The sequence below is a fragment of the Saccharothrix ecbatanensis genome, from assembly GCF_014205015.1.
In the GTDB taxonomy this organism is placed as follows: Bacteria; Actinomycetota; Actinomycetes; order Mycobacteriales; family Pseudonocardiaceae; genus Actinosynnema; species Actinosynnema ecbatanense.
In genome coordinates this window covers 5086569-5112367 of record NZ_JACHMO010000001.1, presented here as the reverse complement: position 1 = coordinate 5112367, position 25799 = coordinate 5086569, and the positions used below count along the sequence as shown (strand labels likewise).

26 protein-coding genes are annotated in these 25799 nt (G+C 69.8%); 17 read left to right on the top strand and 9 right to left on the bottom strand.

Annotated features, from left to right (window positions below):
• Positions 1 to 73: 73 nt before the first annotated feature.
• Positions 74 to 1474 carry an SDR family NAD(P)-dependent oxidoreductase gene (locus F4560_RS21255; protein ID WP_312869400.1) on the bottom strand — a complete coding sequence of 467 codons (1401 nt, stop codon included), beginning with the start codon at positions 1472 to 1474 and terminating at the stop codon, positions 74 to 76.
• A 76-nt stretch (positions 1475 to 1550) separates the two neighbouring features.
• On the opposite strand from F4560_RS21255, the gene F4560_RS45700 reads away from it, so the two are divergent.
• Both F4560_RS45700 and F4560_RS21245 read left to right on the top strand, forming a co-directional pair.
• Positions 1551 to 3137: a hypothetical protein gene (locus F4560_RS45700; protein WP_281391943.1), complete on the top strand. Its 1587-nt coding sequence runs from the start codon at positions 1551 to 1553 to the stop codon at positions 3135 to 3137.
• A complete protein-coding gene (locus F4560_RS21245; RefSeq protein ID WP_184922479.1) occupies positions 3134 to 3595 on the top strand; it encodes a hypothetical protein in 462 nt (153 codons plus the stop codon). Before F4560_RS45700 ends, F4560_RS21245 begins: the two co-directional genes overlap by 4 nt.
• A 6-nt stretch (positions 3596 to 3601) precedes the next feature.
• Here F4560_RS21245 and F4560_RS21240 read toward each other — a convergent pair whose 3' ends face one another.
• Positions 3602 to 4558, bottom strand: a complete 957-nt coding sequence (locus F4560_RS21240; protein ID WP_246478638.1) for a LysR family transcriptional regulator — start codon at positions 4556 to 4558, stop codon at positions 3602 to 3604.
• A 211-nt stretch (positions 4559 to 4769) separates the two neighbouring features.
• Here F4560_RS21240 and F4560_RS21235 point away from each other — a divergent pair, with 211 nt between their 5' ends.
• The 6 genes from F4560_RS21235 to F4560_RS21210 all read left to right on the top strand — a co-directional run bounded on the left by F4560_RS21235 (position 4770) and on the right by F4560_RS21210 (position 10239).
• Positions 4770 to 5567, top strand: coding sequence for a 2-amino-3,7-dideoxy-D-threo-hept-6-ulosonate synthase (locus F4560_RS21235; protein WP_184922475.1), 798 nt, complete (start codon positions 4770 to 4772; stop codon positions 5565 to 5567).
• A 34-nt stretch (positions 5568 to 5601) separates the two neighbouring features.
• Positions 5602 to 6675 (top strand): 3-dehydroquinate synthase II family protein, encoded by a 1074-nt coding sequence (locus F4560_RS21230; RefSeq protein WP_184922473.1) that lies wholly within the window; start codon positions 5602 to 5604, stop codon positions 6673 to 6675.
• 5 nt (positions 6676 to 6680) lie between these two features.
• Positions 6681 to 8048 (top strand): class I adenylate-forming enzyme family protein, encoded by a 1368-nt coding sequence (locus F4560_RS21225; protein ID WP_184922471.1) that lies wholly within the window; start codon positions 6681 to 6683, stop codon positions 8046 to 8048.
• Between the two features lie 24 nt (positions 8049 to 8072).
• On the top strand, positions 8073 to 8651 hold the full coding sequence (idi, locus tag F4560_RS21220) for an isopentenyl-diphosphate Delta-isomerase (protein ID WP_184922469.1): 579 nt from the start codon (positions 8073 to 8075) through the stop codon (positions 8649 to 8651).
• A 47-nt stretch (positions 8652 to 8698) separates the two neighbouring features.
• On the top strand, positions 8699 to 9415 hold the full coding sequence (locus F4560_RS21215) for a hypothetical protein (RefSeq protein ID WP_184922454.1): 717 nt from the start codon (positions 8699 to 8701) through the stop codon (positions 9413 to 9415).
• Positions 9416 to 9939: 524 nt separating this feature from the next.
• Complete coding sequence (locus tag F4560_RS21210; RefSeq protein ID WP_184922452.1) at positions 9940 to 10239, top strand: KH domain-containing protein; 300 nt, start codon at positions 9940 to 9942, stop codon at positions 10237 to 10239.
• 115 nt (positions 10240 to 10354) lie between these two features.
• Here F4560_RS21210 and F4560_RS21205 read toward each other — a convergent pair whose 3' ends face one another.
• Positions 10355 to 10843: a hypothetical protein gene (locus F4560_RS21205; protein ID WP_184922450.1), complete on the bottom strand. Its 489-nt coding sequence runs from the start codon at positions 10841 to 10843 to the stop codon at positions 10355 to 10357.
• A 432-nt stretch (positions 10844 to 11275) separates the two neighbouring features.
• Here F4560_RS21205 and F4560_RS21200 point away from each other — a divergent pair, with 432 nt between their 5' ends.
• From F4560_RS21200 to F4560_RS21185, 4 genes are all read left to right on the top strand, one after another.
• Positions 11276 to 12538 carry a DUF1996 domain-containing protein gene (locus tag F4560_RS21200; protein ID WP_221483595.1) on the top strand — a complete coding sequence of 421 codons (1263 nt, stop codon included), beginning with the start codon at positions 11276 to 11278 and terminating at the stop codon, positions 12536 to 12538.
• Positions 12535 to 14238, top strand: coding sequence for a discoidin domain-containing protein (locus F4560_RS21195; protein WP_312869399.1), 1704 nt, complete (start codon positions 12535 to 12537; stop codon positions 14236 to 14238). The genes F4560_RS21200 and F4560_RS21195 overlap by 4 nt, the downstream gene beginning before the upstream one ends.
• Before the next feature lie 55 nt (positions 14239 to 14293).
• A complete protein-coding gene (locus F4560_RS21190) occupies positions 14294 to 15280 on the top strand; it encodes a LacI family DNA-binding transcriptional regulator (RefSeq protein WP_184922448.1) in 987 nt (328 codons plus the stop codon).
• 141 nt (positions 15281 to 15421) lie between these two features.
• Positions 15422 to 16144 carry a DUF998 domain-containing protein gene (locus F4560_RS21185; protein WP_184922446.1) on the top strand — a complete coding sequence of 241 codons (723 nt, stop codon included), beginning with the start codon at positions 15422 to 15424 and terminating at the stop codon, positions 16142 to 16144.
• Here the strand turns inward: F4560_RS21185 and F4560_RS21180 are convergent.
• On the bottom strand, positions 16111 to 17721 hold the full coding sequence (locus F4560_RS21180) for an AMP-dependent synthetase/ligase (protein ID WP_184922444.1): 1611 nt from the start codon (positions 17719 to 17721) through the stop codon (positions 16111 to 16113). The two genes, F4560_RS21185 and F4560_RS21180, sit on opposite strands and share 34 nt — an antisense overlap.
• A 46-nt stretch (positions 17722 to 17767) precedes the next feature.
• Between F4560_RS21180 and F4560_RS21175 the strand changes: the two genes are divergently transcribed.
• The 3 genes from F4560_RS21175 to F4560_RS44855 all read left to right on the top strand — a co-directional run bounded on the left by F4560_RS21175 (position 17768) and on the right by F4560_RS44855 (position 20407).
• Positions 17768 to 18337 (top strand): TetR/AcrR family transcriptional regulator, encoded by a 570-nt coding sequence (locus F4560_RS21175; protein ID WP_184922442.1) that lies wholly within the window; start codon positions 17768 to 17770, stop codon positions 18335 to 18337.
• A 4-nt stretch (positions 18338 to 18341) separates the two neighbouring features.
• The gene (locus F4560_RS21170; RefSeq protein ID WP_184922440.1) at positions 18342 to 18749 is read left to right on the top strand and encodes a type III secretion system chaperone family protein; all 408 of its coding nucleotides are present in this window, start codon (positions 18342 to 18344) and stop codon (positions 18747 to 18749) included.
• 203 nt (positions 18750 to 18952) lie between these two features.
• The gene (locus F4560_RS44855; protein ID WP_312869398.1) at positions 18953 to 20407 is read left to right on the top strand and encodes a cellulase family glycosylhydrolase; all 1455 of its coding nucleotides are present in this window, start codon (positions 18953 to 18955) and stop codon (positions 20405 to 20407) included.
• Positions 20408 to 20634: 227 nt separating this feature from the next.
• On the opposite strand, the gene F4560_RS45695 is transcribed toward F4560_RS44855, so the two are convergent.
• Positions 20635 to 21159, bottom strand: coding sequence for a helix-turn-helix domain-containing protein (locus tag F4560_RS45695; protein WP_184922438.1), 525 nt, complete (start codon positions 21157 to 21159; stop codon positions 20635 to 20637).
• The gene (locus F4560_RS21155; RefSeq protein ID WP_246477860.1) at positions 21156 to 21464 is read right to left on the bottom strand and encodes an HC3 family zinc finger protein; all 309 of its coding nucleotides are present in this window, start codon (positions 21462 to 21464) and stop codon (positions 21156 to 21158) included. The genes F4560_RS45695 and F4560_RS21155 overlap by 4 nt, the downstream gene beginning before the upstream one ends.
• 124 nt (positions 21465 to 21588) lie before the next feature.
• Here F4560_RS21155 and F4560_RS21150 point away from each other — a divergent pair, with 124 nt between their 5' ends.
• Positions 21589 to 22446 (top strand): helix-turn-helix domain-containing protein, encoded by an 858-nt coding sequence (locus F4560_RS21150; protein WP_184922435.1) that lies wholly within the window; start codon positions 21589 to 21591, stop codon positions 22444 to 22446.
• 2 nt (positions 22447 to 22448) lie between these two features.
• On the top strand, positions 22449 to 22640 hold the full coding sequence (locus F4560_RS21145; RefSeq protein ID WP_184922433.1) for a DUF397 domain-containing protein: 192 nt from the start codon (positions 22449 to 22451) through the stop codon (positions 22638 to 22640).
• 27 nt (positions 22641 to 22667) lie between these two features.
• Here F4560_RS21145 and F4560_RS21140 read toward each other — a convergent pair whose 3' ends face one another.
• The 3 genes from F4560_RS21140 to F4560_RS21130 are packed head-to-tail and all read right to left on the bottom strand — an operon-like array spanning position 22668 to position 25672.
• Entirely contained in the window at positions 22668 to 24146 is a 1479-nt protein-coding gene (locus tag F4560_RS21140; RefSeq protein WP_184922432.1) for a glutamate-cysteine ligase family protein, read from the bottom strand.
• Between the two features lie 21 nt (positions 24147 to 24167).
• Positions 24168 to 24830 carry a 4'-phosphopantetheinyl transferase family protein gene (locus tag F4560_RS21135; RefSeq protein WP_184922429.1) on the bottom strand — a complete coding sequence of 221 codons (663 nt, stop codon included), beginning with the start codon at positions 24828 to 24830 and terminating at the stop codon, positions 24168 to 24170.
• Positions 24827 to 25672: a metallophosphoesterase family protein gene (locus F4560_RS21130; protein WP_312869396.1), complete on the bottom strand. Its 846-nt coding sequence runs from the start codon at positions 25670 to 25672 to the stop codon at positions 24827 to 24829. The genes F4560_RS21135 and F4560_RS21130 overlap by 4 nt, the downstream gene beginning before the upstream one ends.
• Positions 25673 to 25799: the final 127 nt, after the last annotated feature.

The window sequence follows — 25799 nt, the reverse complement described above, 5'->3', positions numbered from 1 at the left end:
GCCGCCAACCCGAACGGCCCAGTGGGATTAATTCGGTCGCATCACCGCTGCGGGGGATGCGGCGACGCTCCGGTCACCAAGCCGAAGGGGCGTAGTCCTTCAGGAAGCAGCCGTACAGGTCTTCGCCGAGTTCACCGCGGACGATCGGGTCATACACCCGGGCCGCGCCGTCGACCAGGTCCAGCGGGGCGTGGAAACCCTCGGCGGCCAGCCGCATCTTGGTCGGGTGCGGCCGTTCGTCGGTGATCCAGCCGGTGTCGACGGCGGTCATGAGGATGCCGTCGGTCAGCATCTCCTCGGCGCTGGTGCGGGTCAGCATGTTCAGCGCGGCCTTGGCCATGTTCGTGTGCGGGTGGCCGGGGCCCTTGTAGGCGCGGCTGAACTGGCCTTCCATCGCCGACACGTTCACCACGTACTTGCGGCGCGCGGGCGACGCGGCCATCGCGGGGCGCAGCCGGGAGATCAGGATGAACGGCGCGGTGCTGTTGCACAGCTGGACTTCCAGCAGCTCCACCGGGTCCACCTCGTTGACCCGCTGGACCCAGCTGTTGACCGGCGCCTCGTCCGGCACCAGCCCGCCCGCGTCGATCTCCTTGGAGCCGGCGGTGAGCGCGAGTGCCGTGACGGCGGGGATCGTGTCGGCCAACGTGCCCGCCAACGCCACCGGGTGCGCGGACATGGTGTGCCCGAACGTGACCAGCTCCGGCCGGGCGTCGGACGGCAGGTGCCCCAGGTTCAGCGGCTCCGACTCGGCGGCCACCAGTGGCGCGTAGGAGCCTGCCGACCGGCGCACGGTCTGCGCGGCGTTGTTGATCAGGATGTCCAGCGGACCGGCGGCGGCCACCTCGTCCGCCAGCTGCACGACCTGGGCCGGGTCGCGCAGGTCGATGCCGACCACGCGGAGCCGGTGCAGCCAGTCGGCGCTGTCGGGCATGGACGCGAACCGGCGCACCGCGTCATGGGGGAACCGGGTGGTGATGGTGGTGTGCGCGCCGTCACGCAGGAGCCGCAGCGCGATGTACATGCCGATCTTGGCCCGGCCGCCGGTGAGCAGGGCGCGCTTGCCGCTCAGGTCCGCGCCCTGGTCGCGCTTGGCCCGGTTCAGGTCCGCGCACTCGGGGCACAGCTGGTGGTAGAACGCGTCGACCTCGGTGTACCGGCGCTTGCACGTGTAGCAGGACCGGGCGCGCAGCAACGTGCCCGCCTTCTCGCCGGGGTCCGGCTCGCGCAGCAACAGGCCGCGGGTCTCGTCGTCGATGCGGGACGGCGAGCCGGTCGCGGTCGCCTCGATGACGGCGCGGTCGTTGGCCGAGATGGTGGCGCGGCGGTCGGCCTTGCGGCGCTTGCGGAGGTTCTTCCAGATGCCGGCGGTGGCCCGGCGGACGGCTACCGCGTCGGGGTGCTCGGTGTCCAGTTCGTCCACTTGGGCGAGCACCCGGAGGGCGATTTCCAGTTCGGCGGGGTCAATCGACACGACCGGCACTCTACCCGTGGTGAAATTCGCCCTCGGACGGGTGAAATTCGCGTGAGCCCCCGCTAGGGTGCCCGGCATGCCTACAGCGGGTACCGGCCCAAGGGTGCGCCGACTGGCCCATCCGGACGCCGACATCAAGGCACGTGCGCTCGGCCTGCCCCGCGGTCGTCCGGTCCTCGCGGTGTTCGGCTCGGCCGATTCCCTGGACACCGAACTGGCCGCGACCGTGCTTCCGGTGCTGCGTGCGGTACTTGCCGCCGCTGCGCGGGAGGGCGCGGTCGTGATCACCGCGGGTGCCGACGTCGGTGTCACGCACCTGCTCGGCCTGGCCGCCGAGTCGTTGGACGGCAACTGGCCGAGGTTGGTCGGTGTCGCGCCGTCCGGCCGGGTCGCGGCGGAGGACGCCGAGCCCGCCGAGGGTGAGGTGCGGCTCAACGTGAATCACGACACTGCGGTGCTCGTGCCGGGGTCGCGCTGGGGCGAGGAGACGCCCGCGCTGTTCCGGACGGTGGACGCCGTCGTCGGGTCCAAGCGCCCGGCGCTCGCGCTGCTGATCGGCGGCGACGACCTGTCCCGGGCCGCGCTGGTCGACCACCTGGGTCGGGACCGGCCGCTGCTCGTGCTCGCGGGCACGGGGGCGCTGGCCGACGAGATCGCGGGCGGCAGGCTCGACCAACCGGGCGAAGGCATCAAGGCGACCGGAGCCAACGGAGCCAACGGAGCCAACGGCCCGGCCGAGGCGACCGGGCCGAACGAGGCGAAAGCCGCCGACCTCGATCCGATGGCCGGACCCGTCGCCGCGGTCACCGCCGCTCTCACACCGGACGCCTCGATCGCCCCAGATGCCCCGGTTGCCCCCGGCGCCGCTGTCTCCGACTCGCCCGCCTTCGCAGCGCCCCTTCCCGCCGGTGCCGGTGGCCGGACTGGCGCTGGTGCTGCTGGTGGCGGCGAGGGTGCTGGTGCCGGTGGCGGTGCCGGTCCGCGTGGCGGTGGCGGTGGACAGGCCGGCGCTGAACCGGGTGGCGGCGTCCAGAACGACGATCTCGCGGTCCTGGTGCGCAGTGGTCAAGTGGCCGTCGTCCACCTGGACGAAGGCGCGGACAAGGTGGTCGCGGTATTGCGACGGGTGTTGGGCAACCGGCCCGGCGCCAAGCTGCACGCCGACGTGCCGCCGCCCGCCGTGTGGCCGCGAGTGCGGTTCCGCGCGCCCGATCCGCGCCCGGTGGTCGACCCCGGCTACGTGCTGGACTACCCCCTGCTCGCCGACGCGATCCACGAGGCCAACCAGGCGGTCGCCCCCGCGCTGCACGAGTGCGAGGTCGCTGCCCTCAGGTCCAAGGAACGCGCCCGACTCCTCGTGGTGCTCGCCATCGCCGCCGGGTTCGGCACCACGCTGTCCGCCGCGTTGCAGGTCTGGCTGCGGGACGAGCCGTGGCCGGGTGTGCTGCTCGCCGTGTCCGGCGCGGCAGCCGCGGTGCTCACGGTCATGGCCCGCGGCGGCGAGGACCCCGACGCCCGCGTCCGCGCCGAACAGTTGCGCGCCCTCTACTTCGACCACCTCGCCGCACCACCCGCCGCCGACGACGCCGAGCGCGAAGAGCGTTCCCGCGAGTTGGCGACGTCCGTGGCGCGGCTCCGCCACGAATCGGTGAGCCGCACATGACCCGCGCCGGATCCACCACCGTGTCACCCACTGCGTCACCCGCACCGTCACCCGCGGTCGACGACCACCGCGAACAGTTCCTCCGCGCCTACCTGCGGCACCGGGTGGGTGAACGGCTCGCCGGGTTCGAGCAGGCGCAGTCCCGCTACACGTCGGCACGGCGCTGGGCGACGGCCCTCACCGTGCTGCTGTTCACCGCCGCGGCGGCGTTGGGCGCGGTGGCCGTGGCAGACGACGGTAGGCGCGCGCTGTGGGCGTTCCTGGCCACGGTCGCGGCGGCGCTGGCGACGGCGGTCACCACCTACGAGGCCACGTTCTCGTTCCGCGTCCTGTCCCGTCGGTCGGCGGACGGGGTCGCGCTGCTGCACCTGCTCCAGGCGCACGGCGCTCCGGAGGGCGAGGACGGCGTCAACGCGTTCCGCACCGAGGTCGAGAGCGTGCTCCGCCACTCGGCGTAGCGGGCTTCAGCTGGCTGCCACGGCCAAGCCGGTGGCGGCCAGCTTCGCGGTCCGCGGCGCGTGACCCCAGATCCGTTCCTGGTACGCGCCCAGCATGGCCGCGTGGATGTCGTCGACGTACTCGGCCGCCGCGCAGTCCCGGTGCCACACCAACGTGACGCGCCGGTGAACGGGATTGCCCACGATCGGTTTCAACAGGACGCCCGGTAAGTCGTGTCCGGTCGGGAAGAAACACGCCACGGTGTGCGCGGAACGCACGAGTTCCGCGGCCGTCGCGGGATCGACGCCGAAATGCGTGCAACGCGGCGTGAATCCGGCTGCTTCGCAGGCGAGGTGCAGGTTCAGCCGCCCGCCGCCACAGCTCTCGTCGGGCACCGCCCATTCCTCATCGGCCAGTTCGGACAGCCGAATCTCGCCGCGGCCCGATAGCCGGTGCCCCGCCGCGATTCCGATCGACATCGGTTCCGTCACGACAGTGCGGTAGTCGACTTCTTCGGGTATCCGCAGTGGACTCTGGGGGAACTCCGTCACCAATGCGACGTCCAACTTCGCCGCACGCACCAGTTCCAGCACCACGTCGCTGTTGCGTTCGATGTGAGTGGTCTGCGGGTGTGTCGGCAACAACGTGCGCACCACGCCCACCAGCAACGCGGTCAGCGAACCGGCCACGCCGCCGAGCCGGATGCCCGTGGCGTCGTGCTCGGCGGCCAATTTGCGTGCGGTGACAAGCAGATCGTCGAATCGTTCCACGAGGTCACGTGAACGCAACACGACGTGGCGGCCCAGTTCGGTCAGTTCGACACCGTCCGTGCGGCGCAGGAACAACGGAGCACCGAAGCCGCGTTCGATGCGGCGCAGCTGGGCGGTCAACCCGGCCTGCGCGATCTTCAGCGAGGAGGCGGCCCGGCTGATGCTGCCCGCTTCCGCCACCGTCAACACGACGTGGAGGTGCCTGAGCTCCATGTTCACTGCGGCAGCCTAGGGCAAGGCGGACAAATCAAACACCGACCGGGGGAGTGGGCGGGTGTGACGCAGCGTTGTGAACGTGCGCTTCCGTTGCTCCAATAGGTGCATAACTGAGGAATTATCGCCACCTCACACCTCCCGCCGCGCTGACCGGTTCGACCACCCTGCTGGTGGCTATCGCCGAATCCTTTGGGGAGGTGTGAGCGACATGAGGAAAGCGTTGCGGCTGCGACGCCTTTCCCGTCCGCGCGACGACAGGTACCTGTTCGTCCCGCTCGACCACAGTGTTTCGGATGGTCCGGTGGTGCCGCGCGACCGGTGGCACGACCTCATCGATTCCGTAGTCGTCGGCGGCGCCGATGCCATCATCGTCCACAAAGGACGGGTCCGCACCATCGACCCGGGCGTGCTGGCCGGCTGCGCGCTGGTCGTCCACCTGAGCGCGGGCACCGCGCACGCCGCCGACACCAACGCCAAGGTGCTGGTCGGCGAGGTGGACGAGGCGCTGCGACTGGGCGCGGACGCGGTGAGCGTGCACGTCAACATCGGCTCGGACACCGAGGAGCGGCAGCTCGTCGACTTCGGTGTGGTCGCCAAGGCGTGCGACGACTGGAACGTGCCGCTGATCGCCATGGCCTACCCGCGCGGGCCGCGGATCGCCGACCCGAACGACCCCGTGCTGCTCGCCCACGTGGTGAACATCGCGGTCGACCTCGGGGCCGACATCGTCAAGACCAACCTCGCCCTGCCCGCCGAGCGGATGGCCGACGTCATCGCCAGCTGCCCCATCCCCGTGCTGGTCGCGGGCGGTCCGGCGACCGGGGGCAGCGTGGTCGACCACGCCCGCACCGCGATGGCGGTCGGCTGCTCGGGCCTCGCCGTCGGCCGTCGCGTCTTCACCTCGCCCGCGCCGATGTCGCTGGTCGCGGAGCTCGCGTCGATCGTCCACGACGACACCGAGGCGGACCTGGTCCGCGCCATGACGGGCGTCGTGGCCTCGTCATGACGACGTTCGGGCTTTTCACTCATTTGGAGAACCGTTGAAGTTCGCCTGGATCGACCTCCGAACCGTCCCCGAAGCGCACCGCGAAGCCGTGGTCGACGCGGCCGTGCACGCCCGACTCGCCGGCGTGGTCTCCGACGACCCGGCGCTGCTGGACACGTTGCCGCCGACGATCAGCCGGGTGCTCATCGCCGACGCGCCGGTCGAGAGCCCGCACCTGGTCACCGTGGTGGTGGACGACCAGGACCGGCTGGACCGGCTCGCCGCCGACGCGGCGTTCGTGCAGGTGCGCGACGACCGCACGCTCAAGCTGGCGTGCGAGGCGGCGGTGCGGCTCGGGCACACCGTCGTCGAGTTCACCGACCCGACGAAGATCCCGCTGGAGATCGTCATCGCCGCCGCCGACAGCGCGACGGGCAAGCTGATCTGCGTGGTGGCCGACCTCGAAGAGGCCGGGATCGTGCTGGACGTGCTGGAGCACGGCTCGGACGGCGTGCTGATGGCGCCGCGCGACGCGACCGACGTGTTCAAGCTGGCCCGACTGCTGGAGGCGACCACCCCGCCGCTGGAGCTGACCACGCTCGTCGTCCAGGGCATCACCCACAACGGCCTCGGCGACCGGGTCTGCGTCGACACCGCCTCGCACTTCCGGGAGGACGAGGGCATCCTCGTCGGCTCCTACTCCTCCGGTTTCATCCTGTGTTGCAGCGAGACGCACCCACTGCCGTACATGCCGACCCGGCCGTTCCGCGTCAACGCGGGCGCGCTGCACTCGTACGTGCTCGGCCCGGACAACCGCACCAACTACCTCTCCGAACTGCGTTCGGGCAGCACGGTGCTCGCGGTCGACTCCGAGGGCCGCACCCGCAAGCTCACCGTCGGCCGGGCCAAGCTCGAATCCCGCCCGATCCTGACCATCACCGCGCACTCGCCCGAGGGCGTCGAGGTGAGCCTCACCGTGCAGGACGACTGGCACGTGCGGGTGCTCGGCCCGGGCGGGAAGGTCCGCAACGTCACCGAGCTCCAGCGGGGTGACGAGCTGCTCGGCTACATCGCGACCGAGCAGCGGCACGTGGGCATCCCCATCGGCGAGTTCTGCAAGGAGACCTGAGCCGGATGCGCGAGTTCGTCACCGACCTGTTGCGCCGCCACGGCGACGACGTGCCGGTGTTCACCCACGAGCACACCGTGACCCACGGCGCTCTGCGTGCCTCGATCGCCGCCGAGGCGAACGTGTTCGCCGCCTCGGGGGTGGGGGAGGGCAGTGTCGTCGCGCTGCACATGCCCCCGAGCTTCACCCAGTTGGAGGTGGTGGCGGCGCTGTGGAGCCTCGGCGCCAGGGTGGTCTCGATCGACCACCGGCTAACGCCCGCCGAGGTCGACGTGCTGCGCGCGCTGACCCGCCCGCAGTTCATCGTGCGCGCCTCCGGCGGATCCGGCGGCGTCTTCCGGGAGCGCTACGAGCTGGTGACCGAGCGGCGGCCCGAGGGAGTGCCCGCCGCCACCCGGCACCGGCTGGTCCAGTTCACGTCCGGCTCGACCGGGCGGCCCAAGGTCGTCGGGCGCAGCACCGAGTCGATCATCCGCGAGGTGCTGCGGCTCGGTGCGTCCGACGGGATGCCGAAGCACGGCGAGAAGCAGTTGCTGCTCCACTCCACCGCGCACAGCTTCGGTCTGATGGGCGGGCTGCTGCACGCGTTGGCCACCGGGGTGCACCTGGTGTTCGCCGTCCGGAGCACGGCCGAGGAGATCCTGCGGACCGCCGCACGGCACGAGGTGGACTTCATCACCGGCCTGCCGTTCCACTACGACATGCTGGCGTCGGCGGCCGAGCAGTCCGCCTCCTGCCGTTCCGCGCTGCGCACGGTGCGCGGCGCGTTCGCGGGCGGTGAGCTGATGCGGCCCGACATCGCCGACCGATTCGCCGCGGCCTACGGCTTCATGGTCGGCGAGTGCTTCGGCACCACCGAGACCGGCGCGCTGACCATGGACGTGACCGGCGCGAGCCGGCCGTCGGTGGGCAAGCCCTTGCCCGACACCACGATCCGGGTGCGGGACGGGCTGGTCGAGGTGGCGCTGGACCAGTCGCCGTACCTGTGCGAGGACGAGTCCGGCCGTTACCTGGACGGGTGGTTCCGGACGGGTGATCGTGGCGAGTTCGACGCGTGCGGCAACCTGCGGCTGCTGGGCCGGGCGGACTCGCTCGTGGTGATCGAGGGCCACAAGGTGGACCTGGTCCAGGTGGAGCAGACGCTGCGCTCCCACCCGCTGGTCACGGAGGCGATCGCGGTGCACGACAAGGTGATCGAGGCCTATGTGGCGACCGAGTCGGACACGCTGACCTCGCAGGAGGTCGAGGCGTGGTGCGCCGACCGGTTGGCCGATTTCAAGATGCCGCGGCGGATCCACGTGCTGCGGGCGTTGCCGCGGACGCCGAGCGGCAAGCTGGTGCGCAACCCGAGGGTGCTCGCGGACGCGCGGTGATCGTTCATGTGGCAGGGTGGGCGCGTGGAACAAGTCGTGCTCCTGGACGAGTCCGGGGTCGGGATCGGCGTCGCCGACAAAGCCTCCGTTCACCACTCGTCCACCCCGCTGCATCTGGCCTTCTCGTCGTACGTGTTCGACTCGGAGGGCCGTCTGCTGCTGACCAGACGCGCCCTGCACAAGAAGACGTGGCCGGGGGTGTGGACGAACACGTGCTGCGGCCATCCCGCGCCCGACGAGCCGATGGACACGGCGGTGGCCCGGCGGCTGTTCGACGAGCTCGGCCTGAAGGACGTCACCCTCGACCTCGTGCTGCCCGCGTTCCGGTACCGGGCGGTGATGGAGAACGGCGTCACCGAGAACGAGATGTGCCCCGTCTTCCGGGGCCTGGTCACCGGCGACCCGACGCTCAACCCGGACGAGGTTGACTCGTTCGAGTGGGCGCCGTGGGCCGAGTTCGCGCCCGCCGTGCTGGCCGGCGCCCGTCCGATCTCGCCGTGGTGCGCCCTCCAGGTCGCGGAGCTGTGGGAACTCGGCCCCGACCCGTCGGCCTGGCCCGTGGCCCAGCCCTCGACCCTCCCCGCCGCCGCACGCCTCTCCTGACCCCACCTGAACCCAGGACTCACCCGTGAGTCCTGGGTTCGGTGGCCGTGACGGGTTCGCCGAGGCGCGCGGACGGCTTGGCCGGTGTTGTCCAGGATGAGCCGGACGTCGTCGACGGTGCGGGCTTCGGAGGCGAACCCGGCCGCCTGGCGTGCGGCGTGGTTGTAGCCGTCGGCGATGCCGCCGAGGCCGTCGCGCAGGACCGGCAGGTACCGCTCACCGAGCGCGGTGACCTCGTCGCCGAGTCCGGCGAACAGGCGGGCCTGCACGTCGAGCTTGAGCCCGTCGAGCTGGGCGCGCAGGGCGCGGACGGCGTCGGTGGTCTCCCGCATCGCGGGCGGGAAGTCCTTGACCGACTTGGCGTACTCGGCGGGGGTCTCTGCGGACAGGGCGTCGTTGAGGCCGTCGACCCCGAGCTTGAGCGTGCGCACGCCCACCGCTGCGGCCACGCCGATCGCGGGGACGATCAGCAGCGACCCGGCTGCGGTGCCGGCCGCCGCGCCGAGCCCGCCCATCAGCCCGAGGACCTGGGCGATGCCACCGGCCAGCGCCGCGTACTTCAGCGTCGCCGCGCCCACGGTGGCGGTGTGCGCGGTGACGCTGCCGGTCAGACGTGCGACGCCGGTGTCGAGCTGGGCCAGGCCGCGCACGGACGCGCCGACCGAGCGGTCCAGGACCGTGCGGACGGTGACGGTGTGCCCGGACAGGCAGCGGCGCAACGCCGCGAACTCCGACTCGGCCGGCCCTGTGTCGAGCTGCGTTAGCAGCCGCAGGGCGGTCCGGTCGCCCGCGCGGGCCAGTTCGGCGAGCTGGGCGCGCACCAGCGCGGTTCGGATCTGCGCGCCAACGAGATGTCGGGCGCGCCGCGCTGAGCCTGGTTGATCTGATCACGGACGTGACGCCCGAGGCCCTGAACGGACCGTAGAACCTTGAGGTAGGCGTGTCCGGCGGTAGCCGATGCGACCACCGCCGGTCACGACTATCACAGTCGAGCACGCGCTTACTTGATCGGGATGGTCACCGTCGTGGTTCACGTTCTACTGTTCCATCTGACAACTCTGTAGTTGTACATCACCGTTCATTAGTGGCATTAGATGGTCAAACCACCCGAGTGGGTTGCATTTTCTGAATTTGCTTAGTCGGCGGGTAGTTGAAGCGGAAGTGTGGAGCGAAGATGCGGCGGCTCACCGATCCGGGTGAACCTATTGTTACCTTCGTTGATCTGGGTACATTGATTACGTCGACGTAAATCGTTGGCCATAACTGTCCAGTATCGGAGGTAAGATCGATGATCAAAATTGGCAAGGTCGCGGCTGGAGCGGCGATCGGCATGATGTCCCTGTTTGCGCCGGTCGCTGTAGCATTTCCGGCCCAGGCTGAGCAGAGTGCGCGTGTGGCCGTCACCGGCGCACCCGAGTGCGTCGAATTCCTCTACGACGCAACCGGGCGTCCGACCGGCAACCTGGAGTGGTACGCCTGCCACCAGGGCGAGCAGGGCAATATGGGCGCCTGCAACCGCACTCTCGTGGATCTCGACTACACCCGCGAGGATGCTGGTCGCGCGTGCCTGATCGCGAGGGATTCGTAGCGACTGACCGGTCGATCCCGGCTTGTTCGTACAACGGAGCCGGGATCGACCGGTTGTCCCCGATCTTCGTCACTCACCACCGCTGTTCGTCCCGTTTCATGCGAGGCGGCGGTGCTCAACCGCCCCGCATCCACAGCGCGATCTCGCGCAGAGACTTCGTCTCCGGTTCGGGTTCAGCCCTTGGCTGTGCGACCGGGGTGGCAGTGCCAAGGGCGAGTGGCGCGGCCACGTCGGCGTCGCCGATCTTCGTGCCCAGGGCGGTGGCGACGGTGGCCCACAGCAAGGTCACTCGGCGTTCCAGTGCGGCGAGCAGGATTTCGGGGCGGGTCCATCCGGCATCCGGGCCGGTCGCGCGCCATACGGCGGCGTCGTCGGGCAGGTGCGCGACCACCGCGCACACCCGCCGGAACGACAACCCGCCCCGGTAGAGGTCCAGCAGGTCCAGGCCGTAGCGCAGGAAGTCGACTTCGAGTGCGGTCGCGGTGGTGTCGTCCGCCAGCAGGTGGGCGACGATCAGGGGTTTCCCCGTCCCAACTCCCGCGTGATCGTCTGCGAGAAGCGCGCGAGTGTTCAGCGGCCAGCTCAAGCCCGGCCCGGCGTTCATCGCCGGTGCCTTGGCCGCTTTGACTCCGATGGAGTTCGTCCTGTTCGAAAGTGACGCCTGGGGTGAGCTTGCTGCGGCTGGCAGGGACGCCCCGAGTCTTCAGCGGCTGGTGCTGCGGTGGCCCACAGCCCGGATCGGCAGTGTCGATGTCAGCAGACACGGCTCACACCGAGCATTGATGCTGACCTGCGGAAACAGCTCCTGATTCCAGGTTGCTGAAGTCACAACTTGACTTGAGTCGTACGTTCAGGACCCCCGAGTTCAACTCAGAACGGATGAGTTCAACGCTCGGGTGAGAGAGCGCTCTCTGGAGCGCTGTTACGGGATGACCGGAACTCGGCGCTTTCCTTGACTGATCAGCAGGGCGGTCCTACGTTCCGCTGTGAGAGCGCTCTCCCGATCTCGTCCTGCAACGTCCACGAAAGGGGAGCCGTGATCCCCACCATTCGCCGATGTCGTCGACTGGTCACCGCACTCGCCGTAACGGCCCTGACCGCGTCGGCACTGACCTTCGTCACCTCGCCGGCCTCCGCCGCCCCGGTACTGCTGTCCCAGGGCAAACCCGTGTCCGCCTCCTCCACCGAGAACGGCGGCACGCCCGCCACCGCGGCCGTCGACGGCAACGCCGGCACCCGCTGGTCCAGCGCCGCCGCCGACCCGCAGTGGATCCGCGTCGACCTCGGCTCGTCCACCGCGATCACCCAGGTCACGCTGAACTGGGAAACCGCCTACGCCCGGTCGTTCCAGCTCCAGACCTCGGCCGACGGCAACGCCTGGACCACGATCGCCACCGCGTCCGGCGTCCTCGGCGTGCAGAACCTGACCGTCTCCGCCACCACCCGCCACGTCCGCGTCTACACGACCGCGCGCGCCACCCAGTACGGCGTGTCGCTGTGGGAGTTCCAGGTGTTCGGCGTGCGGAACACCAGCGGCCCCATCGTGCGGGTCGCCGAGTTCCTGGCCGACTGCCCGTACAGCCACCGACTGCCGGACGACCCGATCGTCGCGCCGAACCTGCCCGGCGCGTCGCACATGCACAGCTTCTTCGGCAACCGGACCACCAACGCCCGGTCGACCGTCGAGTCCCTGCTCGCGGGCACCAGCAACTGCAACCCGGGCACCGACCTGTCCTCCTACTGGGTCCCCACCCTGTACGCGGACAACCAGCCGGTCGAGCCCACCGGCACCACGTTCTACTACCTGGGTGAAGGCGTCCGCGACGACGTCATCGCCCGCATCCAGCCGTTCCCGCTGGGTCTGCGGATCGTCGCGGGCAACGCCAAGGCCACCCAGCCCGACGCCAGCACGATCTCGCGCTGGTCCTGCCTGCACGCCGGCCACGTCGGCGCGTCCAAGGACTTCGTGAACTGCCCGTCGGGCACCATGCTGGAGTCCTACCTGGACTTCCCGCAGTGCTGGAACGGCCGCGACCTGGACTCGGCGGACCACAAGAGCCACATGGCCTACCCGGTGAACGCGGACTGCCCGTCGACCCACCCGGTGCCGGTGCCGAAGCTCCGCCAGGTGCTGCGCTACCCGGTGAACGGCGATCCGGCACGGCTCAGGCTGGCGTCCGGACCGGGCTTCACCATGCACGGCGACTTCTTCAACGCGTGGCCGGTGGACGAGCTCGCCCGCCGGGTGCGCGACTGCATCAACCCGATCATCAAGTGCGGCGCGGACGGCCGACCGTGAGAAGACGCAGCGCGATCACGGCGTTCGCACTGCTCACCGCACTGGTCGTGCCGGTGGCGGGCGTCCAGGCGGCGGAGTGCGGCACGGCCAACGCGGCGTTGAACGCGCCGGTCACCGCGTCGTCCGTGGAGTCCGGCAGCCCGTTCGCGGCGACCTCGGCCGTGGACGGCAACGCCGGCACCCGCTGGTCCAGCGCGTTCAGCGACCCGCAGTGGCTGCGGATCGACCTCGGGGCGAGCCGGGACGTCTGCGGCGCGACGTTGCAGTGGGAGGCCGCCTACGCGACGGCGTTCCAGATCCAGGTGTCCCCGGACGGCGCCGCGTGGACCACCGTCCACCAGACCACCACCGGCACGGGCGGCACGCAGAACGTCACCTTCACCGGAACGGGCCGCTACATCCGCCTCTACGCCACCGCCCGCGCCACGCAGTACGGCGTTTCGCTGTGGGAGTTCGCCGTCCGCACGGGCACGAACACCACGCCGACTGAAGGGCTGCTGTCGTACAACAAGCCGGCGTTCGCGTCGTCGTTCCAGGACGACGGCGCCTGCCCGGTCTGCACGCCCGCCAAGGCGCTGGACTTCAACCCCGCCACCCGGTGGGCCACCAGCCCCACCACCGGCTGGGTCGACCCCGGCTGGATCTACGTCGACCTGGGCGCGTCCGCGCGGATCAGCAAGGTCGTCGTCCAGTGGGACCCGGCGCACGCGTCCGCGTTCCAGATCCAGACCTCCGACAACGCCTCGACCTGGACCACGATCCACTCGGTCACGAACGGCACGGGGTTCAAGCAGACCCTCGCCGTGAACGGCACGGGCCGGTACGTGCGGGTGAACCTCACCGCGCGCAGCGGCCAGTACGGCTACTCGCTGTGGGAGTTCCAGGTCTACGGCACCGGCGGCAGCCCCACACCGCCACCGCCGCAGGCCCCCGATCCCGGCAACCCGCTGCGCCTCGTGTGGAGCGACGAGTTCAACGCGCCCGCGGGCACGAGGCCGGACGCGACCAAGTGGCGTCCGGAGATCGGCACCGGTCAGAACGCCGAGCTCCAGTACTACACCGACAACCGCAACGCGTTCACCGACGGCGCCGGGAACATGGTGCTGGAGGCCAGGCGGGAGGTCACGCCGGGTTCGGCGTGCCCGGTCGACCCGGTCAGCGGCAGCGGCACGTGCCAGTACACGTCGGCCCGGCTCATCACCGAGGGCAAGGCGTCGTGGACGTACGGCCGGATCGAGGCCAACATCAAGGTGTCCGGCACCAAGGGCCTGTGGCCCGCGTTCTGGATGCTCGGCAACGACATCTTCAAGGGCACCGCGTGGCCCGCGAGCGGTGAGATCGACATCATGGAGCACCTGGGTCGTGAGCCGAACACCGCGTACCAGACGATCCACGGCCCGGCGTACTTCGGCGCGGGCGGGATCGGCCAGATGCGTGACATCGGCCAGGACTACGCGAACGCCTTCCACCTGTTCCGGGTCGACTGGAACAGCAAGGGCATGGTGTTCAGCATCGACGGCGTGACTGTCATCACCATCGACAAGGCGACGGTGGAGGCGACGCGGGGTCCGTGGGTGTTCGACAAGCCGTTCTTCATCCTGCTCAACAACGCGGTGGGCGGTGACTGGCCCGGTCCGCCGGACGCCACCACGTCCTTCCCGCAGCGCATGTTGGTCGACTACGTGCGCGTCTACCAGTGAGGGGGTGCGTGCGGCCTCGTCTCGGCGGGGCCGCACGCCCGGTATAAAGGCTCACGTGGACCGCAGACCAGTCACGTTGGAAGAGGTCGCGCGGATCGCGGGGGTTTCCCGGGCCACGGTGTCCCGGGTCGTCAACGGGGTTGCCACGGTGGACCGGGAGCTGCGCCAGGTAGTGGAGAAGGCCATCTCCAAGACCGGCTACACCCCCAACCGCGCGGCACGTTCGCTCGTCACCCGAAGGGCGGGCGCGATCGGCCTCGTCCTGCCGGACGAGGGCCGCACCCTGCACGACCCGTATTTCGGCCGGGTGGTCAGCGGCGTGCTGCCGGTGATCCGACCGCTCGGCGTGCAGCTCGTGCTGACCTCGGGCGACCACCGCGAGGTGGTGGACGACATCCGGCAGCACCGGCTCGACGGCGTGATACTGATCCACACCCACAGCGCGGACCCGCTGCCGCGCCAGCTGATCGAGGCGAACCTCCCGGTCGTGCTGGCCGCCCGCCCGGTCCGCCCGATGTCGATCACCTACGTGGACGTGGACCAAGCCGCCGGCGCGGCCCTCGCGGCAGACCACCTGGTGGAGCGCGGGTGCCGCCACCTGGCGACGATCACCGGCCCGTTGGAGACACCCCCGGGCCAGGACAGGCTCCGGGGTTTCCGAGAAGCCGCCGCCCGACACGGCCTACCCGACCCCATCGTCATCGAGGGCGACTTCTCCCGCCAAGGCGGCGCCACAGCGGCGGACAAACTCACGGGCTTGGAAATCGACGGCCTGTTCATCGCCTCGGACCTGATGGCGACCGGCGCACTGCCGGTGCTGCGGCAAGCCGGCCGCCGGGTACCCGAGGACATCAAGGTCGTGGGCTTCGACGACAGCAGCCCGGCAGTGGAATCCGACCCGCCGCTGACCACGGTCCGCCAGCCGGTGGAGGACATGGCCGCCGAAATGGCACGCCTGCTCGTGCAACGGGTAGAGCGCCCGGACCGCCCGGTCAGCTCGGTGGTTTTCGCGCCGACCCTGGTGATCCGCCAGTCGAGCTGACCGCTCCCGAATGTTGAACTCGGGGGTTCCGAACGTAGGACTCACGGGTCCTGAACGTAGGACTCACGGGGTTTCTGTCGGAATGCTGTCGACCTACCGGCTGGCGGAACAACGAGCCGGTCCCCGACCGTTCTGTCCGTTGTGCTGACCGCTGAACCCGCCCAGACCCGTGCCCCGGCCCGCTTCGCCGCTTTCGGGGGCGCCGCGGCCGTCGTGCTGACCGTCGTCCTGGTCGGCGGCATGGACCTCTACCGGCTTGGTGATTCCACGAGACACCTGCGTCGGACGATCAGCGAGTACGCCCTGGGGCCGCAACGCTGGGTGTTCGACACGGGCGTGCTCCTGCTCGTGGCCGGGTCGGTCGCGATCCTCGCCGTGCTGGTCCGGCACGGCGTGGCGAAGTGGCACTCGGCGGGCGCGTTGGCGTTCGGCGCGTGGTCGGTCGGGCTGACCCTGGTGGTGATCTTCCCCAAGAACAACTGGGCCATCGGCCCGAGCATGAGCGGCAGCATCCACCGGTTCGGCAGCATGGTGGCGTTCATCGCCCTGCCGATCGCGGCGATGCTGCTCGCCCGCCCGTGGCTGCGCGACCGGGTGTGGGGCGCGCACGCCCGCTGGACGTTCGGGTTCGGCGTGCTGTCCGCCCTCGCCTTCACTCCCATCCTGTACGCGATCGCGGTGAACGCCGTCGTCGGCACGTCCTGGTGGCGGGTGATCCCGCTCGGCTACGTGGAACGGCTGCTGGTGCTCACCGAGGTGGTCGCCGTGCTGGTGGCGGCCGTGTGGGCGATCGCGGTGACCCGCCCCGGTCAGCTGGTGACCCGGACGGGTCAGCTCGAGTACAGGCCGTCCAGCACGTCCTGATAGCGGCCCTCGATCTCCTTGCGCCGCATCTTCAGGCTCGCCGTCAAGGTCCCGTCGGCCACCGTGAAGTCCTTCGGCAGCACCGCGAACCTCTTGATCGTCTCGTGCCGCGCGAGCTTCTCGTTGGCGGCCTTGACGGCACGCCCGACCTCGGCTTCCGCGTCGAGGTCGGCGGGCGCCAGGTCGGGGTCGATGGTGACCAGCGCGACGCAGTAGTTGCGCCGGTCACCGTGCACCAGCACGTTCCCGATGTACGGACTGTGCGACTTGACCAGGCCCTCCACCGACTGCGGCGCGACGTACTTGCCGCCGGAGGTCTTGATCAGCTCCTTCTTCCGGTCGGTGATCCGCAGCCGGCCGGCCTCGTCCAGCTCGCCGATGTCGCCCGTGTGCAGCCAACCGTCCCGCAACGTCGCGGCGGTCTCCTCGGGCAGGCCGCGGTAGCCGCGCATGATGCCGCGCCCGCCGATCAGCACCTCGCCGTCGTCGGCGATGCGCACCTCGGTGCCGAGCAGCGGCGGGCCGACCGTGCCGAGCCGGTTCGAGTCGGGCCGGTTCACGAACGACGCCGCGGACGACTCGGTCAGCCCGTAGCCCTCCAGGATCGTGATGCCCGCGCGTTCGAAGAACTCGCCGACCGGCAGGGACAGCGGCGCCGAGCCGGACACGAAGTACTTGATCCGCCCGCCGACGCGCTCCCGCAGCTTGCTGAACACCAGCTTGTCCGCGATCTTCCGCCGAACCTTCCACTCCGGGTGCTCGGACACCGCCAGCGCCCAGTCGAACAGCTTCGCCTTCACGCCGCCCGCCTCGCGCATGGCGGCCACCACCCTCTGGTGGATCTTTTCGAAGATCCGCGGCGCGGCGGCCACCACGGTCGGCCGCAGCTCCTGGAGGTTGGCCGCGATCCGGTCCACGTCGCCGTCCACGGCCGTCGGCACGCCGGTCGCGATCATGCCGACTTCGAGGACCTTGCCGAACGCGTGGGACATCGGCAGCCACAGGAAGTGCAGCTCGTCCAGGGTCAGCACGCCCAGATCGTTGATCGCGTCCGCCGTGTGCAGCCAGTTGTCGTGCGTCAGCTCGACGCCCTTGGGCATGCCGGTGGTGCCGGACGTGTAGATCAGCGTGGCCAGGCGGTCCGGCGTCAGCTCGTCCACCATCGCGTCGTAGTCACCGTCGACCTGATCCGGCTCCCAGTCCGGCGTGACGACCTTCGCGTCCACCTTGCCCGCCAGCGCCGGGTCCGCGACGACGAGCACACTGCCAGAGTCACGGATGATGTGCGCGACGATGTCCGGCGTGCTGCTCGGGTAGATGGTCGTCGTGACGCCACCCGCCGCCAGCACGGCCAAGTCGGCGAGGATCCAGTCCACGCTCGTCGCGGCCATGATCGCGACCCGGGCCTCGTCCCGCACGCCCATCTCGCGGAAGCCCAGCGCACGCCGGCGCACGTGTTCGCCGACCTCGGCCCACGTCAGCGACGTCCACGTGTCACCGATGCGATAGCGCAGCGCTTCGGTGTCGGGGGTGGCACGCACCCGCTCGCGCAACAGATCGGGGATGGAACGGGCCACGGTGACCTCCTGGAGGAGCGGCGCTCTAGAGCGCTACTCTAACCCCGTGAGATCGACTGGTCAGCAGGCTGTGCTGGACGCGGCCCTCGCGCTGGTCGACGAGGGAGGGCTGGCCGCGGTCACGATCAGCGCGCTGACCGCCCGTTCCGGGGTGTCCAACGGCAGCGTCTACCACCACTTCGGCAGCAGGGCAGGCGTGTTCGCCGTTCTGTACGGGGAGAGCTTCGCGCACTGCGTAGACGCGATGCTCCCAGCGCTCGACGTAGATGCCGTTGACTCTGAGGTCGGTGACGCGGAGAAGGCTGTGCGGGCGATGGTGGTCCGCTACCTGGAGTGGGTGGTGGCGAACCCCGGCCGGGCCAGGTTCCTCTACGCAGCGCCGCTGACCGCCGATCCGGCCGCGAAAGCGGAGGTGTTCGCACCGGTCGCGCACTGGTTCGAAGCCCGGATGGCGGCTGGCGAGGTGCGCGAATTCCCGTTGTGGGCGTTGGACCCCATCGTGATGGGCCCCGCGCACGAGTGCGCTCGGCGGTACCTGACGGGCGCCCTGGACCTGACCGTGGTGGGCGAGTTCGTCGGTGATGCGGTGTGGGCGGCGGTCGCGCCCGTAGGGTGATCGCATGGCCACTTGGGGCGACCTCGCCGCATACGTGCACGAAACCTATGACGTGATCTCGGAGAACGAGGACGAGATCAGGATCCTGTTCAACTTCGAGCAGTTCGACGAGGACGACGAGCGGACCCAGGTGGTCATCCTGGTCCGCGAGGTGCTCGACAAGCTGCACGAGTGGGTGCAGATCGCGTCGCCGATCGGGCTCGCCAAGAAGGTGGACCTGCTCGCGTTCCTCGCCGAAGTCGGGAACTCGACCATCGCGTGCGGCGCGGCGATCATGGGCGACCACGTCGTGCTGCGGCACTCGCTGCCGTTGACGAACCTCGACATCCACGAGTTCACCGAACCGCTGGCGCTGCTCGCGGGGACGGCGGACCGGCTGGAGGAGACCTTCTTCGGCGGCGACGACTACTAGCCCCGGCAGTAGCTGCCCGCTGGTAGCCGCCCGGCGGTATTGCTTGGCGGTAGTCGCCCGGCAGGTCCCTGTCGCGATGCCCTGAATCCGTTGACAGCGGGTGCCCGGGGATGCTGTGATCCACGCAACAGATAGGAAACTTTCCTAACTGAATCCGTCGCCAGTGGTTTCACCCCCCATCCCTGACCCGTGGGAGGCACCCTGTGGCACCCCGTTTCCTCCGTTCCCGATTGCTCGGCGGACCTGTTCTCGCGGCAACCCTGCTGGCCACGAGTGCCGTGTTCGCCGCGCCGACGTCCGGCTGGGCGCAGCCTGCTGCCCTCGCCGTCACCGAACACCAGGCGGAGAGCGCGACGATCTCCCAGGGCCTGGCCGAGTCCAACCACGCCGGCTACACCGGCACCGGATTCGTCAACTACGACAACGCGACCGGCTCCTACGTCGAGTTCACCGTCGGTGCGGCGTCGTCCGGCCCGGCGACCCTGACCTTCAGGTACGCCAACGGAACCACCGTCAACCGGCCGATGGCCGTCACCGTCAACGGCGGGACCGCCGTGAGCGTGGCGTTCCCCGGAACCGGCGCGTGGAGCACCTGGCGCACCGCGACCGCGTCCGTGACCCTGCCCGCCGGCACGAACCGGATCCGTGCCACCGCGACCACGTCCACCGGCGGCCCCAACCTCGACCGGCTGACCGTCGACACGGGCACCGTCGGTGTTGGTCGGCCCGCCGACGTCAACGGCCAGCTGCGGGTGTGCGGCGTGAAGCTGTGCAACCAGTACGGGCAGCCGATCCAGTTGCGCGGCATGAGCACGCACGGCATCCAGTGGTACTCGCAGTGCGTGAAGACCGCGTCCCTCGACGCGCTGGCCTCCGACTGGGGCGCCGACGTGCTGCGGATCTCGATGTACGTGCAGGAAGGCGGGTACGAGACGGATCCGCGCCGGTTCACCGACATGGTGCACGGGTACATCGAGGAGGCGACTCGGCGCGGCATGTACGCGTTGGTCGACTGGCACCAGCTGGACCCGGGTGACCCGAACGCGAACATCTCGTTGGCGCGGACGTTCTTCACCGAGGTCGCGTCGCGGCACCGCAACAAGACCAACATCATCTACGACATCGCGAACGAGCCGAACAACGTGTCGTGGGCGGGGATCAAGTCCTACGCGGAGCAGATGATCCCGGTGATCCGGGCGCAGGACCCGGACGGCGTGGTGTTCGTCGGGACGCACGGGTGGGGCTCGCTCGGCATCTCGGACGGGCGCACCGAGCAGGACATCATCGGCAACCCGATCAACGCCACGAACTTCATGTACACGTTCCACTTCTACGCGGCGTCGCACCAGGACGAGTACTTCACCGCGTTGCAGCGGGCGGCGTCGCGAATCCCGATCTTCGTGACCGAGTTCGGCACCCAGACGTACACGGGTGACGGCGGGAACGACTTCGCGTACAGCCAGAAGTACCTGGACTTCCTGGCCGCGAACAAGATCGGCTGGACGAACTGGAACTTCTCCGACGACTTCCGGTCGGGCGCGGTGTTCAAGGAAGGCACCTGCGCCGGCTCCACGTTCACCGGCACGACCGTCCTGAAGCCCGCCGGCGTCTGGATCCGCGACCGGATGCGCACCCCGGACGACTTCCCGACCGCCTGATCACGCTGTCGGCCGGTCGGGGCGACCCGGCCGGTCGACCAACGCGGCCCTGGACCGGGGCGACAACACCAACTTCCCGTCGAGGGCAACGACGTTTCCCCAGTCCTGCCCGCCAGGACCTGTTCGGCACCCGCGCGGAGCGGTGAGCATGTGGAGCCGGCGGCCGGTGACTCGGCGGCCGGTGACTCGGCGGCGCAGGAGCCCGGATTCCCGCATGTGCTGCGCCGTCATGTGACCGAGAGCAGTTCGAAGAGCGCGTAGGCGGACGTGAGGTGGGCTGGTTCCTCGGTGAACTGCGCGCCGTGGAGGTAGGGGTAGAGGACGACGGCGGGGCCGTTGGGCAGGGTGAAGCGGGTGAGTGGGCGGTCGGCGCCGGGGTGTGCGACGTGGGTGATGTGGCGGATGGTGACGTCGGTGCGGTCGACGGCGGTGCCGGTCAGGACGTAGGCGGTGCAGCGGTCGGGGTCGAGGTGTTCGAGGGCGGGGTGGATGCCCAGGGGCGCGTAGATGTCGATGCGGTCGGCGAGGCGGCACAGCACGTTGATCACGCTGGTGGCGGTGGTGTCCCAGCGGCACCAGAGGGTCGGTTCGGGTTCGGGCGCGTCGGTGACGCCGTCTTCCAGTCGCTGGACGTCGCCCGGCGACTGGCCGGTGTGGGCGGCGACCTCGGCCACGGTCAGGCCGGACGCTTCACGGATCCGGCGCAGTTCGTGGCCGAGCAGGCGGGCCTGGAGCGTGGGCTGGGGTTTCATCGAGCCGTCGCCTTCCGTGTCGGTGCGGTGGGGATCGGTGCGGTGGGGAGTCGTCGGCGGACGGTGGTCGGCTCGCTGTCCCCGGTCTCACGCGGCCACGGGAAGACCCTGATGCCCTCGGACTTGCGCCACTCCACGTCGCACGCCCGGCACGTGGGCCAGCAGCCGTCGGGCGACCTGGGCGGCGGCTCGTGCGGCACCCTGACCTCCACCCCGCACAAGGTCAGGCCTTCATCACGGGGCACCAGCGCGTAAGGGATCGCGTGACGCGAGCCTTCGTACGGCAGCCATCGGAAATCGGGCAAGGGGACCACCTCCGCAAGCGAAGTTATCCGGTTCATTTCCCGCTTGGTATTACCTAATAGAGTGAACGTGGACAGCGCACCTCTCCGATACGCTCGGCGGCGTCTCGAACCGAGGAGGAACGCTGTGCCCAGTACGCAGACCCGCCGCAAGCGTCGGCTGGGCGAGTACCTGGCCGGGCTGCGCAAGGCGGCGTCCCAAGACCCTGTGTCCGTGTCCAGGATCCTGCGGAAGTCGCCCGCGACGGTCAGCAAGATCGAGAACGGTCACATCCGCCCGGACTTCCCGACGCTGTCCGTGCTCCTCGCGCTCTACAACGCCGGCGAGGAGCAGCGGAAGACGGCGGAGTCCCTGTGGGAGGACGCCGTCGATGAAGGGACGAGGGTCGAGCAGACGGTGGACATGAGCCCGAAGTACCGGGCTTTCCTGCGCTCGGAAGCCGACGCGGTCTCGGCGCGCACGCTCCAGCAGACCGTCGTTCCCGGCCTGCTCCAGACCGCCCGCTACGCCACCGCGATCCACGTCGCCGAACGGCGCTTCCAGACGAGCAAGCGGGTCTTGGAGAAGTCGGTGACGTCCCGCATGGCCAGGCAACAGCGGCTCGTGGACGACGGCAACCCGCTCACCCTCCACGCGATCATCGACGAGGCAGCCCTTCGCCGTGTCGTCGGTGGGCCGGAGGTCATGGTCGAGCAGCTGCATCATCTGCTGAAGAGTGCGGAGGCGCCGAACATCACGGTCCAGGTGCTGCCCTACCGGTCCGGCGCGTACGGCGTCATGACCAGCGCCATCACGATCCTCGGCTTCGCCGACCCGAGCGACCCCGATTGCGTCTATTCGGAGTACCACGGCGGAGGTCGGTGGATCGAGGATGAAGGGACCGTCACGCACTACGTGGCAGAGTTCGCAGCCCTGACCGCGGTGGCATTGCCGACCGATGAATCGGCCGCGCTGGTGCGGGAGGTGGCAACGGAGATGGAGTGACCATGATCAGGTTCGGCGAGTTCAGGAAGTCCAGCTACAGCGGCGCGCAGAACGAGTGCGTGGAAGTGGCCGTCGCAGCCGGACGCCTCGGCATCCGGGACAGCAAGAACCCCGAAGGGCCGGTGCTGACCTGGCCGAGGGGCACGCTCGCCCGCCTCGTCACCGCGATCGAGGAGCGTCGCCTGGCGCGCTGACCAGCACGTGCGCCCAAGCGGGCACGGTCACGACACCGGCCAGGTGTGCACGGGTTCGTTGGTGTGCATGAGGTCCCGGTAGGTCCGCAGCATCCGCCGCAACGCCTCCGGCCGGTCCAACGCCGTGTGGTCGTAGTGGCGGTGGAAGGTGCGGGCCTGCCAGGTGGCGCCGTTCATCCCGGTCAGGCACCGCTGTTCGATCACCCCGAGCAGCCGGTCGCGTTCGGCCGCGTCCACCTTCATCCGGACCAAGCCCTCGTGCGCCAACGGCAGCAGCCGCCGCAGCACCAACTCCACCGCCGGCACCGTGCCCAACCCCGGCCAGTAGACCTGCGCGTCGATCCCCGCCCGCGCGCCGGCGACGAAGTTGTCCTCGGCCGCGCTGAACGACATCTGGGACCACAGCGGCCGTTCGTCCTCGGCCAGCATCCGCACCAGCCCGTAGTAGAACGCCCCGTTCGCCATCATGTCGACCACCGTCGGCCCGGCCGGCAACGTCCGGTTCTCCACCCGCAGGTGCGGCTGGTCCCGCACCACGTCGTACACCGGCCGGTTCCACCGGTAGATCGTCCCGTTGTGCAACCGCAGCTCCGCCAACGACGGCGTGTCACCGCGCTCCATCACCTGCACCGGGTCTTCTTCGTCGCAGATCGGCAGCAACGCCGGGAAGTACCGCACGTTCTCCTCGAACAAGTCGAAGATCGACGTGATCCACCGCTCCCCGAACCACACCCGTGGCCGGACGCCCTGTTCCTTCAGCTCGTCGCTGCGCGTGTCCGTGGCCTGCTGGAACAGCGCGATCCGGGTCTCCCTCCACAGCTCCTTGCCCAGCAGGAACGGCGAGTTGGCCCCGATCGCCACCTGCACCCCGGCGATCGCCTGTGCCGCGTTCCAGTAGGCCGGGAACGACTCCGGCGACACCTGCAGGTGGAACTGCACGCTCGTGCAGGCCGCCTCGGGAACGATCGAATCGGCCGTCAGCTGCAACCGCTCGATCCCGTTGATCGCGATGTGCAGGTCCTCGCCCCGGGCCGCCAGCACCTGCTCGTTCAGCAACGCGTAGCGCGGGTTCCCGGACAGCGCGGACACCGCCAGGTGCTTCGGCTGCAACGTCGGCAGGATCCCGATCATCACCATGTGCGCGTCCACGCCACGCGCCTTGTGCTCGGCCTCGTTCAAGGACGTCCGCACGACGTCCTCGAACTCGGTGATCCCGCCGGCGGTCAGCAACCGGGGCGCGACGTTGATCTCCAGGTTCCACTGGCCCAGCTCGGTCACGAAGTCCGGGTCGCAGATCGCCTCCAACGCCTCCGCGTTGCGCATCGCCGGGTCGCCCGCGTCGTCCACCAGGTTGAGCTCGATCTCCAACCCGGTGGTCGGCCGGTCGAACTCGAACCGCGACTCCTCCAGCATCCGGGCGAACACGTCCAGGCAGCGGCGCACCTTCGTGCGGTAGCGCGTCCGGTCGTCGCGGGTGAACTCCTGTCGCCCGACCTCGTCACCCATGCCGCCGCCTTCCAGCCGTGATCAGCGCGCGGGTACCGCGATCGCGGTCACCACAAACCCGTCCCGCGCCACCCAGCGACCGGTGAACCCGTCCAGCGCCACTCCGTCGACCACCGGCGGCTCGATGAGGATCCGCGCGGTGAACGTGCCGTCGTCCGGGTTGATGGTCACCTCGGCATCCTCGAACCCCAGCCACATCCGCGCCAGCGGGAACCACGCCTTGTAGACCGTCTCCTTGGCGCTGAACAGCAGCCGGTCCCACGCGACCTTGTCGCCCGACGCCCTCAGCTCGGGCATCCGGGCCAGCTCGCCGGGCACCGCGATGGCGTCCAGCACGCCTTCCGGCGTCGGCTCGTTCGGCTCGGCGTCGAGCCCGATCGACCACACGTCGGCCGTGCGCCCCACGGCCGCCGCCCGGTAGCCGGTGCAGTGCGTGATGCTGCCGACGACGCCCTCCGGCCAGATCGGCTCGCGCTTCGGGCCCGGCAGCACCGGCGCCGGCGGGAACCCCAGCGCGCCCAACGCCGTGCGCGCGCAGTGCCGGCCGGTGGTGAACTCCTTGCGCCTCTTGTCGACCGACTTGGCGATGAGTTCCTCCTCCTCGGGGAACAGCACCACCCCATCGGGATCGCTGAAGGACTCGACCGCGGACACCGGCGGCGGCAGCAGCAGGTCGATGATCATCGCGCGTCCCCCTCACGCAGCACGTCCACGAGCGGCGCGGAGGTCCACCCGCGCGGCTGCCACTCCCGCGGGTAGCCGAGCGACACCTCGTCGAAGCGGACGCCGTCCTTGCGGATCGTGCGCGGGATGTGGAGGTGCCCGTAGACCATCGCCGCCGCCCGGAACCTCAGGTGCCAGTCCGCCGTCAGCTCGGTGCCGCACCACAACGCGAATTCGGGGTACCGCAGCACGAACGTGGGGTCCCGAACGAGTGGCCAGTGATTGATCAGCACGGTCTGCAACGTAGCGTCGACAGCGAGCAACCGCCGCTCGGTCTCCTCGACCCGCGCCACGCACCACGCCTCACGGCTCGGGTACGGGTCCGGGTGCAGGAAGTACTCGTCCGTGCAGATCACACCGGCGTCCTGGGCTGCGTTCAGCGCGGACGCCTTGTCCGTCGTGCCCGGCGGCCGGAACGTGTAGTCGTAGAGGGTGAACAGCGGGGCCACCGCGACCGGCCCGCCCGCGCCCTCGAACACGGCGAACGGGTCCTCGGGCGTGAGCACGTCGATGCTCCGGCACAGCTCGACCAGCTGCTTGTAGCGCACCTCGCCGCGCGCCTGCACCGGGTCGTCCTTGGTGGTCCACAGCTCGTGGTTGCCCGGCGACCAGACCACCTTGGCGAACCGTCGGCGCAGCGTGCCCAACGCCCATTCGACGTCGTCGAACTTCTCCCCGACGTCGCCCGCCACGATTAACCAGTCGTCGGGGGAGTGCGGGTGGATGGCTTCGACGAAGTCCCGGTTCTGCTGGTAGGTGATGTGCAGGTCACTGGTTGCGAGTAGCCGCGGCGGGGTGGTCACACCTTCGAGCGTATATCCGGGCGTTGACGTTCTCAGGCAGTGACCGTTCATCCGCTCGTCGCTCCCCCGGAGCCGTTCGGCGGAACGATGGTGTCCGCGTGACGCTGTACCGCTCCCGTTCGGCGCG